11 protein-coding genes are annotated in these 13,949 nt (G+C 28.8%); 2 read left to right on the top strand and 9 right to left on the bottom strand.

Translation table 11 applies throughout. The annotated features are described in order from the left end of the window. Positions 1-158: 158 nt before the first annotated feature. From M9409_RS02160 to leuA, 9 genes are all read right to left on the bottom strand, one after another. Positions 159-989, bottom strand: a complete 831-nt coding sequence (locus M9409_RS02160; protein ID WP_250226740.1) for a symmetrical bis(5'-nucleosyl)-tetraphosphatase — start codon at positions 987-989, stop codon at positions 159-161. A 382-nt stretch (positions 990-1,371) separates the two neighbouring features. Next, a complete protein-coding gene (gene rsmA / locus M9409_RS02155) occupies positions 1,372-2,181 on the bottom strand; it encodes a 16S rRNA (adenine(1518)-N(6)/adenine(1519)-N(6))-dimethyltransferase RsmA (protein WP_250226739.1) in 810 nt (269 codons plus the stop codon). After that, positions 2,162-3,181, bottom strand: coding sequence for a 4-hydroxythreonine-4-phosphate dehydrogenase PdxA (gene pdxA / locus M9409_RS02150; protein ID WP_250226738.1), 1,020 nt, complete (start codon positions 3,179-3,181; stop codon positions 2,162-2,164). Before pdxA ends, rsmA begins: the two co-directional genes overlap by 20 nt. A gap of 1 nt (position 3,182) precedes the next feature. Beyond that, positions 3,183-4,463, bottom strand: a complete 1,281-nt coding sequence (locus M9409_RS02145) for a peptidylprolyl isomerase (protein WP_250226737.1) — start codon at positions 4,461-4,463, stop codon at positions 3,183-3,185. A 59-nt stretch (positions 4,464-4,522) separates the two neighbouring features. Then, positions 4,523-6,766: an LPS assembly protein LptD gene (lptD, locus tag M9409_RS02140; protein WP_250226736.1), complete on the bottom strand. Its 2,244-nt coding sequence runs from the start codon at positions 6,764-6,766 to the stop codon at positions 4,523-4,525. A gap of 709 nt (positions 6,767-7,475) precedes the next feature. Then, positions 7,476-8,081 carry a 3-isopropylmalate dehydratase small subunit gene (gene leuD / locus M9409_RS02135; protein WP_250226735.1) on the bottom strand — a complete coding sequence of 202 codons (606 nt, stop codon included), beginning with the start codon at positions 8,079-8,081 and terminating at the stop codon, positions 7,476-7,478. Positions 8,082-8,123: 42 nt separating this feature from the next. Beyond that, complete coding sequence (gene leuC, locus M9409_RS02130) at positions 8,124-9,524, bottom strand: 3-isopropylmalate dehydratase large subunit (protein ID WP_250226734.1); 1,401 nt, start codon at positions 9,522-9,524, stop codon at positions 8,124-8,126. A gap of 1 nt (position 9,525) precedes the next feature. Beyond that, complete coding sequence (gene leuB / locus M9409_RS02125; protein WP_250226733.1) at positions 9,526-10,629, bottom strand: 3-isopropylmalate dehydrogenase; 1,104 nt, start codon at positions 10,627-10,629, stop codon at positions 9,526-9,528. Positions 10,630-10,649: 20 nt separating this feature from the next. Beyond that, positions 10,650-12,215 carry a 2-isopropylmalate synthase gene (leuA, locus tag M9409_RS02120; RefSeq protein ID WP_250226732.1) on the bottom strand — a complete coding sequence of 522 codons (1,566 nt, stop codon included), beginning with the start codon at positions 12,213-12,215 and terminating at the stop codon, positions 10,650-10,652. Positions 12,216-12,647: 432 nt separating this feature from the next. Here leuA and rsmH point away from each other — a divergent pair, with 432 nt between their 5' ends. Both rsmH and ftsL read left to right on the top strand, forming a co-directional pair. Next, the gene (gene rsmH / locus M9409_RS02115; RefSeq protein ID WP_250226731.1) at positions 12,648-13,604 is read left to right on the top strand and encodes a 16S rRNA (cytosine(1402)-N(4))-methyltransferase RsmH; all 957 of its coding nucleotides are present in this window, start codon (positions 12,648-12,650) and stop codon (positions 13,602-13,604) included. A gap of 2 nt (positions 13,605-13,606) precedes the next feature. Beyond that, positions 13,607-13,921, top strand: coding sequence for a cell division protein FtsL (ftsL, locus tag M9409_RS02110; protein WP_250226730.1), 315 nt, complete (start codon positions 13,607-13,609; stop codon positions 13,919-13,921). Positions 13,922-13,949 lie beyond the last annotated feature (28 nt).

Raw genomic sequence — 13,949 nt, 5'->3', positions numbered from 1 at the left:
TAATAATTAAGATATTCAGTTATATTAATTAATTCAGCTAATATTTGTAGATCAATCAATAAATTGTCTTTCAAGAGTAATGAAATCATATGATGCGAATTTATTAAAAATGGTAAGAATATGTAAAAATAATCTCTAAAGTTTGATTATTTTTTAAGTTAATCAGGTAGAGTACAAGGTATGCTTACAATTTTTTTATCTTCCCATCGCAATAAAGTCAGAGCCCCTCCCCAACAACAACCAGAATCTAATCCATAAATACCAGATGGAATTTTTGTGCCTTCTAAAGATGCCCAATGCCCAAAAATTATACTATATGTGGGATCAATTAATTTGTTTTTTAAAGAAAACCACGGATATATATATGCTGGGGCATCTTTAGGGATACCTTTATATTTCAAATCTAACTTTCCATTTAAATCAACATAACGCATGCGTGTGAATACATTAATGTTTTCTTGTATTTGTTTTAATTTATTATCATTAATGTGATACGTATCGGATATATTGTTATGTATATCTTTTTTAAAAAGTAAAAAATAATGGTCACTAACTAAAATTTTTTCTATTTCTTTAGCATATTTTTTAGCATCGTTAACGTTCCAACTAGGACTAATACCTGCATGGGTCATTAATATTTTATTGTTTTCATCTATAAATAACATAGGTTGATGACGTAACCAATTAATCAAATCTTCTATGTCTGAAGCATTGAATATAGCATCAAACTGATCTGTGCGTTTTTTATTACAGTCTATTATTCCAAAATATGTTTTTAATAGATGTAATTCATGATTCCCTAATACTAGATACGCACTGTCTTTCAATTCATAGGCTAAACGTAATACCTCTAATGAATTTGGTCCTCTGGCGATTAAATCTCCGGTAAAATGTAGGGTATCAACTTTAGGATTAAAGCATACATGGTTTAGTATTGTTTGTAAGTGTTTGTAACACCCGTGAACATCTCCAATAAAATAAGTAGACATTTGGCTATTATATATTTTTATAATAAAAATTGATCAAATACATATATATCATAATATTTTTAATATTTTGTATAAGTATAAAGTTTCTGTTTTAAAAAGCACCACTCATACAACAAAACATATATCTTATAAAATATGAAAATATGCTTTATTTAATACATAACTGCTCATTACAATAAAGATTGATTCATTTTAAACATTTTTGTATTTATTAATTAAGTTTTATATCATTATGACATTGACTTATGATTATTTACATAAATAAGTCATAAATCAATCATATACAATAACCTAATAAAGATGGAATGTATAGCCATTTTTCAGTTAAAATACAATTACAAAATAGTTGTATGTAGTACAATAATACATTATGTAAGTAAGTTTATTTTCTATTTATATTTAACATATTTGCTAGTATGCAGTATTGATCAATAGTGATATTTTCTGCTCGCAACTCTGGATTTATTCCTGTCTGTATAATTTCTTTTGTGTTAAAACATGTAGATAGACTATTTCGAAGAGTTTTTCGTCTTTGTCTAAAAGCTAATTTTGTCAGAAAAGATAGTTTTTCTATATTAACGATTGGATACGGAGTGTCTATGTGGGGGAGTAGACTTACAACCATAGATTCTACTTTTGGGATAGGAAAGAAAGAAGTTGATGGTATCGTTAACAATGGAATAACTTTGCAATGATATTGTGTTATTATACTTAATCTTCCATATTCTTTTCTATCGGGATTTGCGTAAAGGCGCATAGCTACTTCTTTCTGAAACATAAAATGCATATCATAGATTACATTAATATATTGAAATAAATATATAATTAATTCTGTGGCTATATTATAGGGTAAATTTCCTATTAATCGTAGTTTTTGTCCAACTTGATGTGATAAATCAAAAAAATTTGTTGTCATTATATCTTGATAAAGAATATTGATTTTTTTATCAAATATTTGAATTAGGCGATTGACCAAGTTTAAATCACGTTCTATCAATATTAAGGAATTGAGATCTGCAGTATTTAAAATTTGTTGAGTTAATGCACCTAAACCAGGTCCTATTTCTAGTATTTTTTGATGTTTTTTAGGATTAATAGTTTTAACAATGGTGTCAATAATATTTTGATCTGTAAGAAATACTTGACTCCATTTCTTCTTGATAAGATGATCTTTATAGTATTTTTTTTGCATAAAGATTATTTATCATTTCAATCGCAACTGTAATAGCCATAATCATACTATCGGGTAATGCTTGTCCTGTTCCAGATAGTTCAAGAGCAGTACCGTGATCTACAGAGGTTCTAATGAAAGGTAATCCTAACGTAACATTCACTGATTGACCAAATCCAGAATATTTTAAAACAGGTAAACCTTGGTCATGATACATAGTTAGTATTACATCTGCATGTTGCATATACTTTTTTTGGAATATTGTGTCAGCTGATAAAGGTCCTATTAGTTCGTAATTAATGTTTTTTTTTAAAATATTTAAAGCAGGTATAATAATTTTAATCTCTTCTTGTCCTATATAGCCGGATTCTCCAGAGTGTGGATTCAAGCCACATACATAAATTTTAGGGTATGCAATTCCAAAATATTTTTTTAATCCTTGAGCAAGAACGGGAATAGTATCGCAAAGAGATTGTTGAGTAATCATTTTTGGAACAGATAGTATAGGTATATGAGTAGTGGCTAAAGCAACACGTAATGTGCTATTGATTAACATCATTACAGTGGTTTTGCATTTGTTTATGTGAGATAAAAATTCAGTGTGCCCACTGAATGTTATATTTCCTTTATTAAGGATAGCTTTATGTACAGGGCCTGTCACTAATGCTGAAAATTCCCCATTTAAACATCCTTGCGATGCTCGTGTTAAAGTATCAATAACATAATTATTATTATTAACATTCAATTGGCCAGGTGTAACTTGTTGTGGCAGTAACATTTTTAATATAGATAATTCTCCGGACACACAAGGAGACGCTAATTTTTTAGAATGATAAGAACGGAGTCTTAAAGGTACATTGATTTGCTTCGCTCTATCTAATAACAAATTAGGATCTGCGCACACGACTAACTCTACAGGCCATTTTTTTTGCGCGCTCATAATGATTATGTCAGGACCGATCCCAGCTGGTTCCCCTGTAGTAATCACAATGCGTCGAAATCGTTTATTTTTTTTTTTCATTTTAGTTGATGATTTTAATATACGATTCGGATCGTAATTCTTGAATCCAATTTTTCATAATTTCATGAAATTTTTTATTTAATAAATATAAATAAGCACGTTCATATATTATTTCATTATAATCCAGTACAGATATATCTATTAATTGAATTAAACACCATCCGAAAGAAGTGTATACTGGTATGCTAATTTCATTTCTTTTTAAAGAACTTAAAACTTTTCGAGTTGATGGTTCTAAATCATCTAAATCTTTGTATACTATATTTTCTGTATAGTGATTACAATATATATCTTTTGATTTTTCTTTAACAATCATTCCAAATGTAATATTACTTTTCTCCATTCGTTCTTTGGTTTGTAACAATTCTTCCACTATATTTATATTTTTACACGAATTTTTAATACCAAATATTTTTGCTGTAACTTTAGTAACAGGTAGTATAATTTGTTTATGACGTATATCTTTTATTTCTATGATATGTATTCCATCATAAGATACAATTGGACCGACAACATCACCTTTTTTGGTAGTGTGTAAATGTTTTTCAAAAATGATTGGTATGTCTTTCCATGAAATCCATTCTGTTTCGTGCACTTTAATTATTTGAATAATATTTTTATTGGAATATGTTCGCATCAATTCTTTGATATTTTTGTTAAATTCTTTTTTTTCAATTAATAATCGTGCAAAATCTTCTATTTTGTCTATTTGGTATTGAGTGGGTTGTATTGGTAATGAAAATATAATGTGCTTCAATTTAAATTGTTTGTTAAAATCAATAATATTTGATGTTTTGGCAATTTCATTTATTTCATTTGTTAATACATGAGCACGATCATGCATAACATGATCACATATCATTGTTTTAATCATATTTTGGTATTGTTGGAAATAAAATTTTTCATAACTTAATCCAATATTATATAAATATGAATGAAACTGATCGAATGTCATATCATATAAATTTAAAATGCAATTAATCATTTGGTTAAGTTGATTATAATTAATCTTAATAATTTCTTGTTGATCAAAAATCTGTAAGACGAGGTTATCTATGATTAATTGATCTAATATTTGTTGATAATATGAAATATCTTGTAATATATTGTTGTGGGTATCAGAGATGTTATTTTGAATTGTATACACATTGTTTCTGACATCACTATCTAAAATAATATTATGATTTACTAATGCTACGATTTTATCGATTGTTTTTAATGCTCCAAGAACAATATTTGTTTTGAACGTAAACATTAGAACTAATATTTGCCAAAATTTCATACGATTAAACAATATTATAAGTATGAACCTGATTTAACGTCGTCATACAATGAATAAGGTTAAAATGTGTGTTGATATGGAAAAACCCCTATGTTTAACATCTTATATGGATTTGTTTTAAAATTTGACGTAGAGTTATATATTCTGATATCAAATCGTATTTTGTTATCATATATACTGCGGTTTAATTCTTTACTCCAATCAATCATTTTTCGCTCACAAGATATATTCACTCCCCAACATGGTGTATAATACTGTATTCCTATTGTTTGATCAATGAGTTGATTAGTTTTTATGTTATGGTAATGTGCCCAACTTACTTTCCAATTATCAATTAAAGGATAACAAGCAAGTATTCCTAATTGAGCAATTGTGTTGTGATATATTGATTCTTTAATGTTTGGTAGTATTTTTTCAAGATATTGTTCGTTGGTATGTCTGTAATGTGTTTGTAAAACTTGATTGTCTTTACCTAGGTATTCTAATATTATAGTCCCAAATGATAATGCACGATGTTGCATATCATATTGCATTTCAGTGTTTACATTCCAATAATCGTTAATATTCCAATGACTTATTCCTGAAAATAACATGATATTAGGAGTTTTTTGTGTACATTTAGATATTTTTATATGTTTGAAATTCAGTTGTCTCAAATCAAAAATTTGACCTATAGACGCGTAAAATAGTTCGTTTTTGTTCTTACAACATCGTATAGCTATATTTCCCGTAATTTGATTGACAGATAAAATACGATCCAATCCACTATATGTAGTGTCACGAAATAAATTATTATGATTTATATGAATCATATCAGTATCGTAGATACCGATATTTTCTTGAAAACGATATGGTACATATAAATATTGTAATTTTGGTTCTAAGAAATGTTTATATTTTTTTGAAATATGTGTTTTTTCTTTGAAAATCATCTTTCCGTTAATTTTAAATTGTGGGATGATGCGGTTAACTATATTGTTTAAATGATGATCTGGGTTTTGTATTCTGTTGTAATGATTTACATTTTTTTGTCGATAATGTGTTATTCTTAATTTGGCTTCGCTGTTAAAATAACTATAATGATTATTTATTGAGAAATCTAAAGTTGGTTCTGTATGTATTCTGATTGTTTTTGGGTAATGATAATTTGAAGGTATAAATTGCGTTAATTGACTGAATAATTTTAAATTAAATGGTTGATTATTGATGCAATCAATATATGAGTTCAATTCTAATTGCAATGCTTTGTTATAATTGGAATGATTTTTAATCATCGTGGTATTAGTATTTGTGATACCAAAATAAGCTAGATTAGCGCTCCAATTTTTATCACTATAATTGCATAGTATTTTTTGGTTGATGTGATTATTATTAGAATGTGTATATGTTGGTATATTAAAGTTTTCAATGTAATTATCGGAGCCTGTAGCCGAGGTATAATTAGAATGAAAATGCCATTTTTTGTTCATAATGCCGTTATGTTTCCAATATAGTTGCCAATATTTGTTATGGTAATTATTGGAAAAATTTTTATTATATATTTTATTATTTCCTATAAGATCTAAAATTAATAATCCAGTTCCTGGCTTAACTGAATAGTATATTTCTGTTGCTAATTTTGTTCCTAAGTGAGATGTATAACATGGGGAAATACTTCCCGAACAATGTTTTGAAAAAAAAATAGGACAAGGTATTTTTAAGATCAATCCATTTTTATTGCTATATTTAATGTTTGGTATGTAGTGTCCTAAGATATTGTTTTGATGCAAAGATAATGATAAATAGGGGCTGTAAAATATTGGTATTTTTTTTATTTTAAGACAAGCATTCCATATATCCATATTGTGTGTTTTATGATCATAAAGAATTTTTGATCCTGTTATGTTCCAATAATTTTTATTTGAAATACAAGAAGTACACTTTCCTTTCTTAACAATAGTATAGCGGCCTTCCCCCCTCTGCATTATAGAATTTGCTGTTCCATGAATAGGAGGCTTTAAGACATGATATGTGCCTTCATGAATATCTATATTTTTATTATAAAAATTAATCCAAGCACGAATTCCAGTTAATATAACATAGCTGTTTTTATACTCAATATGACCATATGCATATAATTTTGTATTGTACAATAATTCGTTTTTTTCTTGAAGTAATATTATTAGTTTGTCGGACATGAAGATGTTATGATCTTGTTTTATTCTAACATGTCCAGAAAACTTAATTTTATTAGGATAATAAATATTTAATTCGTCGGATAATACACAGATAGTTTGATCAATAGAAGAAAGACTGTTGATCATAGGAATTTGTGCGCAATTAGATGCATAAGCCAAAAAACAAAATTGAGTATAAAATATTAAAAAAATTAAATTAATAATAATGTTCTTAAAAAAAAATTAATAATCATTGATTAAACTATTTTAATTGCGTGTTGTGCAACAAAAATACGAGCTCTTTATGATTGGATAAACAAATATATTATATAGTATATTTATTGTTGAATATTATCTTGTTAATTAAATATCATAATTTTTTAAATATCTTATTAACAAATTGAATAAGTAGTGTGCTGTATATGAAAACTCAAAATTTAAAAAATATAAACATATACTGTAATTTTGAGGGTTCATGTATCCTATCTGTGCAGGTATCGATGTCATGTACATACGAACAAGCATTCTAATATATGTCTTTTAGAATAACATTAAAATATAATTATTTTTATAAATTTTTTATTTATTTGCATATATTGAATTTTTGAGTGTTAAATATTAGTGTCCAAATAATAGACATTATTTGTTAGGGGTATTTATATGAATTATTCTATATCCTGTTCGTTTGTTGTGCATGATATAAAGATATGGATATTTCGATTTATGTTATTTTATTACATATATTCCTGATAATTTTGATACAAATTCTTTGGTTGTTCTAATATGTACTATTGTTAAATTTTTACACATATACAGATGTACGGTCAATATATTTATTTTTTTTCATTATTAAAATTTATTTTAAATACGATGGCTGGTTACTCTCATATTTTTTAATTGCAGCATCATATTGTAGTGTTAAACTAATATTGTCTGTTTTGTTAAGTATACAATGTTTATGAAACTTATTTATTTCAAAATAGTACTTTTTATCGTATGTATAAATAATTTGTTCGTATAAATTTACAGTAAAGGATATACCTTTTTTTTGTGTTGCAATTTCTTTAAACAAATCATTTATTTTTAACTCTGACAAAGTTATAAGTAGTAAACGATTATTAAAACTATTTTTATGGAAAATATCCGCAAAACTTGGAGCTATGATCACTTTGAATCCATAATCTATAAGCGCCCATACTGCGTGTTCACGAGATGATCCACATCCAAAATTTCTTTGGGTTAGCAAAATGCTAGCGTGTTTGTAATGTGGGGCATTTAATATAAAATTTGGATTTAATATTTTCGGTGTATTTTCGATAAAACGCCAATTGAAAAACAAATATAATCCAAAATCAGATCGAGTAATGGTTTTTAAAAATTGTTTTGGGATTATGTTGTCAGTGTCAATATCAGAAATATCCAGTGGTAGAACTATACCAGTGTGCTGCGTAAATTGAATCATATGTATCATATGTCCTATATGTATATAATATATATATATATATTATTTTAATTTTCGGATATCTATAAAGCGCCCAGCAATGGCAGCGCCCGCTGCCATTGCTGGGCTTACTAAATGAGTACGGCTCCCACGACCTTGACGACCTTCAAAATTTCGATTGCTAGTAGAAGCGCAACGCTCACCTACTTCCAGTTTATCATTGTTCATAGCTAGGCACATAGAACAACCAGGTAAACGCCACTCGAATCCTGCTTGTATAAAAATCTTATCTAACCCTTCTTTTTCTGCTTGATTTTTTACTAATTTAGACCCCGGTACTACAATGGCTTGTGTATTTTTAGAAATATGATGACCCTTAATTGTTTGTGCTGCTATACGTAAATCTTCAATGCGTGAGTTGGTACATGACCCTATGAATACTTTATCAACAGAAATATCTGTTAAATAAGTATTAGGTTGAAGTTGCATATAAATTAAGGCGCGTTCAGCAGAGTTGCGTTCTATAAGATCTTTAAAAGATTCCAAAGATGGAATAGGTTGATCAATAGAGATGACCTGACTAGGATTAGTTCCCCAGGTTACTTGTGGATTAATATTAGATACATCAAAATCAAATCTTTTATCGAAGTGAGCATCGTGGTCAGAATATAAAGTTTTCCAATATAATAGCGCTTGTTCCCAATTTTTTCCGGTTGGAGAAAATTTACGGTTTTTTAAATAATCATAAGTAATGTTATCTGGAGCTATTAAAGCGGAAGTTGCTCCCATCTCAATAGCCATATTACACAGGGTCATACGTTCTTCCATGCTAAAGGAAGTAATAATAGACCCACAAAACTCTACTACATGACCAGATCCTCCTCCATGTCCAATTTTTCCAATAACTGCTAAAATTATATCTTTAGCTGTAATTTGGGGAGCAATAATGCCAAAAAGGTTAATTTGCATTGATTTATATCGAATTTGTTTTAAAGTTTGCGTTGCTAACACATGTTCTATTTCTGATGTTCCAATTCCAAAAGCCAAAGCACCGAAAGCTCCATGAGTAGCGGTATGAGAGTCTCCGCATACAATAGTCATACCGGGTAACGTGATCCCTTGCTCTGGAGCTAAAACATGAACTATTCCTTGATAAGGATGATTTAAATCAAATAACGTAATTCCAAAATCTTTACAATTTTTTGTTAATCTATTTAATTGTGCTTTGGCCATATCTCCAGAATCATTAATGTTTTTTGTTGTAGTGGGCACGTTATGATCCATAGTGGCAAATGTTTTATTTGGTTGCCTAACTCTACGTTTTTTTAAACGTAGTGCTTCAAAAGCTTGGGGTGATGTAACTTCATGCAATAAATGTCTATCAATGTATAATATTGGAATATCATCTTTATTTTCATAAACTATATGTGCATCGTATAACTTTTGGTATAAGGATTTTCCCATATTATTTTTCTCTTTTGTTTTTAATTAAATCAGCTATAACGTCACCCATTTCATTGGTTCCTATGCTTTTTTCATATTTTTTTGCTATATCAATTGTTCGATATCCTAATATTAACGCTTGATCAACCGCTTTTTCAATTTCAGTTGCAATATAACTTAAATTTAAACTATATCTAAATAACAATGCAACAGAGAGGATATGTGCGATAGGATTAGCAATATTTTTTCCTGCAATATCCGGAGCTGATCCTCCGGCAGGTTCATACAAACCAAAGTTGTGCTCATTGATGCTAGCAGAAGGTAACATACCAATGGATCCACTTATCATAGCACATTCATCAGATAAAATATCTCCAAATAAATTTGGACACAGAATAATATCAAATTTAGAAGGATTGTTTATCAATTGCATGCTGGCATTATCAATATATAAGTGTTCTAATTCAACATCTGGATAATTTTGAGAGATTTGTGATACTACTTCTCTCCATAACATAGAAGTATGTAGTACGTTAGCTTTGTCTACAGAAGACACACGTTTGCGTCTTTTTTGAGCTAATTTAAAAGCAATCTTGCTAATACGTTCTATTTCAAAACGATGATAAACCGTAGTATCAAAAGCATATTCATGTAAACCTGTACCTCCACGTCCTTTTGGTTTGCCAAAGTAAATACCTCCGGTTAACTCACGTACAAATATAACATCAATTCCATTTGTAATTCTATTCGTATTTAAAGGAGATAATTCTTTTAATGCATCAGAAAGATATATAGGTCTTAAATTAGCGAATAAATTAAAGTGTTTGCGTAAAGTTAATAAACCCCCTTGTTCTGGTTGTTCTGATCCTTTTAAGTGCGTCCATTGTGGCCCTCCCACCGCTCCAAACAATATAGCATCCGATTGTTCACAATATTTTAAAGTATTACTTGGAAGAGGTGTACCTTCGCTATTAATTGCATCTCCTCCTATTTTATGTTCTGTAGTAACAATATTGATTTGAAATTGTTTTTTTATTACATCTAAAATTTTATAAACTTGTCTTGTAGTTTCCGGTCCAATTCCATCTCCTGGTAATATTGCAATATAATAATTATTATTGTTCATAAGTATTTAGGTTTTCCAAATTACTGATTATTATTATTATTGTTTTTTATATATTTTCGTTGGATTATCACTTGTTTCGATCGCCAAATATTATTTAAAACATGAATCATGGCTTTCACTGAAGATTCTATTACATCTGTATCTAATCCAACTCCATGAAAATTGCGTCCTTTATATGATACAACAATATCTACTTGCCCTAACGCGTTACGACCATGTCCTTTTGCATTCAGTTGGTATCTCTCTAAATTTATAGTAGACAACTTAGCGATGCGAGTTAATGCTTTATAAATTGCATCTACTGGTCCATTACCATTCGTTGAATAAGAACATATGTTGTTTCCACAATATAATTTTACTGAAGCGTGAGCAATTCCAGAAGAGCTAGAATGTACATGAAAACATTTTAATCTGAAGAATTCCGATTGTTCTTGTTGATTATTAATAAATGCTAATGCCTCGAGATCGTAATCAAATACTTGTCCCTTTTTATCTGCTAATTCTAGAAAAACATCATATAATTTATCCATGTCGTAATCACTGTCTTGATAACCCATTGTTTTCATATGATATTTTACTGCTGCTCTTCCAGATCGAGATGTAAGGTTTAATTTAAAATCCTTTAGACCAATAGTTTCGGGAGTCATAATTTCATAGTTTTCCCTATTTTTTAGTATACCATCTTGATGAATACCTGCAGAATGAGAAAAAGCATTTGACCCAACTATTGCTTTATTAGCTGGAATAGGCATATTACATAATTGACTTACTACTTGACTAGTTCTATAAATTTCTTGATAATGAATATTAGTGCATACATTCAGTAAATCTTCTCGTACTTTGATGGCCATAATTACTTCCTCTAGAGCAGTATTTCCTGCTCGTTCACCAATACCATTTATGGTACCTTCAATTTGACGAGCTCCTGCTTGTATAGCTGAAATAGAATTGCCAACTGCCATCCCTAAATCATTGTGACAGTGAACAGAAATAATAGCTTTATCAATGACAGGGACACGATTATATAAAGAAGTGATAATTTGTCCAAACTGGTATGGAGTGGTATAGCCTACTGTATCGGGAATATTAATTGTACTAGCTCCGGATTGAATAGCAATTTCAACAATACGACATAAATTATCTATATTGGTACGTCCAGCGTCTTCGCAAGAAAACTCTATATTATCAGTGTATTTTCTTGCATACTGTATCGCATGAATGGTCATTTCTGTAATCTGATCAAAGTTTTTTTTCAGTTTAGATTGAATATGTACAGAGGAGGTGGGTAGGAATATATGAATGCGAAAATTTTTTGCAACTCTTAATGCCTCTGCTGCAATATCAATATCGTTATCGACACATCTGGCTAGGGCGCATACTAAACTATTTTTTATGTGTTTGGCTATCGTATGAACCGATTCAAAATCTCCTGGAGAAGATACTGGAAATCCAACTTCCATAATATCTACTCCCAATCGTTCTAAAGCAAAAGCAATTTGCAATTTTTCTTTTACGTTTAAACTCGCTTGTAGAGCTTGTTCGCCGTCTCGTAAAGTTGTATCAAAAATAATGACTTTTTGACTCATGATTATTTATCTCTCATGAATGTTTGAGATAGATATATAATATCTGAATTAATAATACACTGATTACGAACTAATAACATCAGATTTAAATAATAATTTATTACATTAAATTTATTTTAAATCTATTAAATATGGTTTGTCAACTACTAATACTATTGGCAGGGAAATGTTAATACAACAGTACTATAATATTTTTCAAGATTGTTTTTTATGTTATTATTATCGATAATAGTGTTTTTTGAATTTTTAGATCAAAAATGTGCAATTTTATGTTTTGAGCATAAGATATAAAATCTATTCTCATTGCAGTTTCTATAAACACTTAATACTGGGAAATATAAAATGTTATGTATCTGACAATTTTTATTGTTAGGTATTTCAGATTGTATTAAACACGCATATTGTTATCTATATTTTTTGGTTATTATATACATGTTCCATATTAACTACACTCATAAAAGTGTATTGCTACATGAAGCGATACAGTTATTGAATATTAATTCAACAGGAATATATATTGACGGAACGTTTGGTTCAGGAGGTCATGCTAAATTAATTTTGTCTCAATTAAATAAACAAGGTCGTTTGTTAGCAATAGATAAAGATTTATTAGCTATAAAAATTGGAAAGTGTATTGCTGAACAAGATGACAGATTTACTATAATACACAGTTCGTTTTCTAAAACGATTGAATATGTTAAAAATGTAGGACTAATTGGATTAGTGGATGGCATTTTACTGGATTTAGGGATAAGTACGTATCAAATAAATGATTGCAGCAGAGGATTTTCATTTATGCAAGATGGTTTACTGGATATGCGGATGGATATTAGCAATGGAATATCTGCGGCTGAATGGCTATCGAAGGCATCTCAAGAAAATATTGCTTGGGTTTTAAAAACTTTTGGAGAAGAAAGATTTTCAAAAAATATTGCTAAAGTTATAGTATCTAAAAGACAACATACACCTATTATACGTTCAATTGTTTTATCTAAATTAATTTGTGATGCTGTTCCTTTACGCAATATGCGTAAACATCCTGCAACTAAGAGTTTTCTCGCAATTAGAATGTATATTAATAATGAATTAGAAGAAATAAAACAAATATTAAAAGATGCATTGGTTATATTAGCTCCGAGAGGTAGATTGGTAGTAATTAGTTTTAATTCTCTAGAAGACCGGTTAGTAAAATATTTCGTTCGTGAACATAGTTGTGTTTGGTCTCTTCCTCCCAAGATCCCGTTAACAAACAATCAAATATTTAATCAATATAAAAGTAAGTGTCAATTAAAAAATATAGGAAAATTAACACCTTCAAAGCAAGAAATTAAAAGAAATATACGTGCTCGTAGTGCAATATTACGTTGCGCTGAAAAATTAGTGATGTGAATATGATGGAAAAGAAACAATATACTCTTGTTAATATTATTTATGATGATTTATATTTATATGGTAAGTGGCAATTACTTTTATTGTTGTTAGTATTAATATCAGCAATGTTGGTTGTTTTAGTAACTTATCAAACTAGATCTATGATTATAGATCGCGAGAATCTTGTATTAGAAAAAAATAATTTAGATGCTGAATGGAGAAGTTTAATTCTTGAAGAAAAAATATTATCTCACCATAATCGTATTGAACGCATCGCTATAGATAAATTACAAATGCGTTATGCAGAACTAACTCAAGATAATACATTGTATTGATTTATAAAAATTTGTTATGCAATAAATA

The sequence above is a fragment of the Blochmannia endosymbiont of Camponotus sp. C-046 genome (genome assembly GCF_023585865.1).
Taxonomy (GTDB): domain Bacteria; phylum Pseudomonadota; class Gammaproteobacteria; order Enterobacterales; family Enterobacteriaceae; genus Blochmanniella.
This window is presented reverse-complemented; position numbering and strand designations above follow the sequence as displayed.

Coding starts and splice junctions, on each gene's coding strand:
- M9409_RS02160 (WP_250226740.1), bottom strand. CDS start 989: ATGTCTACTTATTTTATTGGAGATGTTCACGGGTGTTACAAACACTTA.
- rsmA (WP_250226739.1), bottom strand. CDS start 2,181: ATGCAAAAAAAATACTATAAAGATCATCTTATCAAGAAGAAATGGAGT.
- pdxA (WP_250226738.1), bottom strand. CDS start 3,181: ATGAAAAAAAAAAATAAACGATTTCGACGCATTGTGATTACTACAGGG.
- M9409_RS02145 (WP_250226737.1), bottom strand. CDS start 4,463: ATGAAATTTTGGCAAATATTAGTTCTAATGTTTACGTTCAAAACAAAT.
- lptD (WP_250226736.1), bottom strand. CDS start 6,766: ATGATCAACAGTCTTTCTTCTATTGATCAAACTATCTGTGTATTATCC.
- leuD (WP_250226735.1), bottom strand. CDS start 8,081: ATGATTCAATTTACGCAGCACACTGGTATAGTTCTACCACTGGATATT.
- leuC (WP_250226734.1), bottom strand. CDS start 9,524: ATGGGAAAATCCTTATACCAAAAGTTATACGATGCACATATAGTTTAT.
- leuB (WP_250226733.1), bottom strand. CDS start 10,629: ATGAACAATAATAATTATTATATTGCAATATTACCAGGAGATGGAATT.
- leuA (WP_250226732.1), bottom strand. CDS start 12,215: ATGAGTCAAAAAGTCATTATTTTTGATACAACTTTACGAGACGGCGAA.
- rsmH (WP_250226731.1), top strand. CDS start 12,648: ATGTTCCATATTAACTACACTCATAAAAGTGTATTGCTACATGAAGCG.
- ftsL (WP_250226730.1), top strand. CDS start 13,607: ATGATGGAAAAGAAACAATATACTCTTGTTAATATTATTTATGATGAT.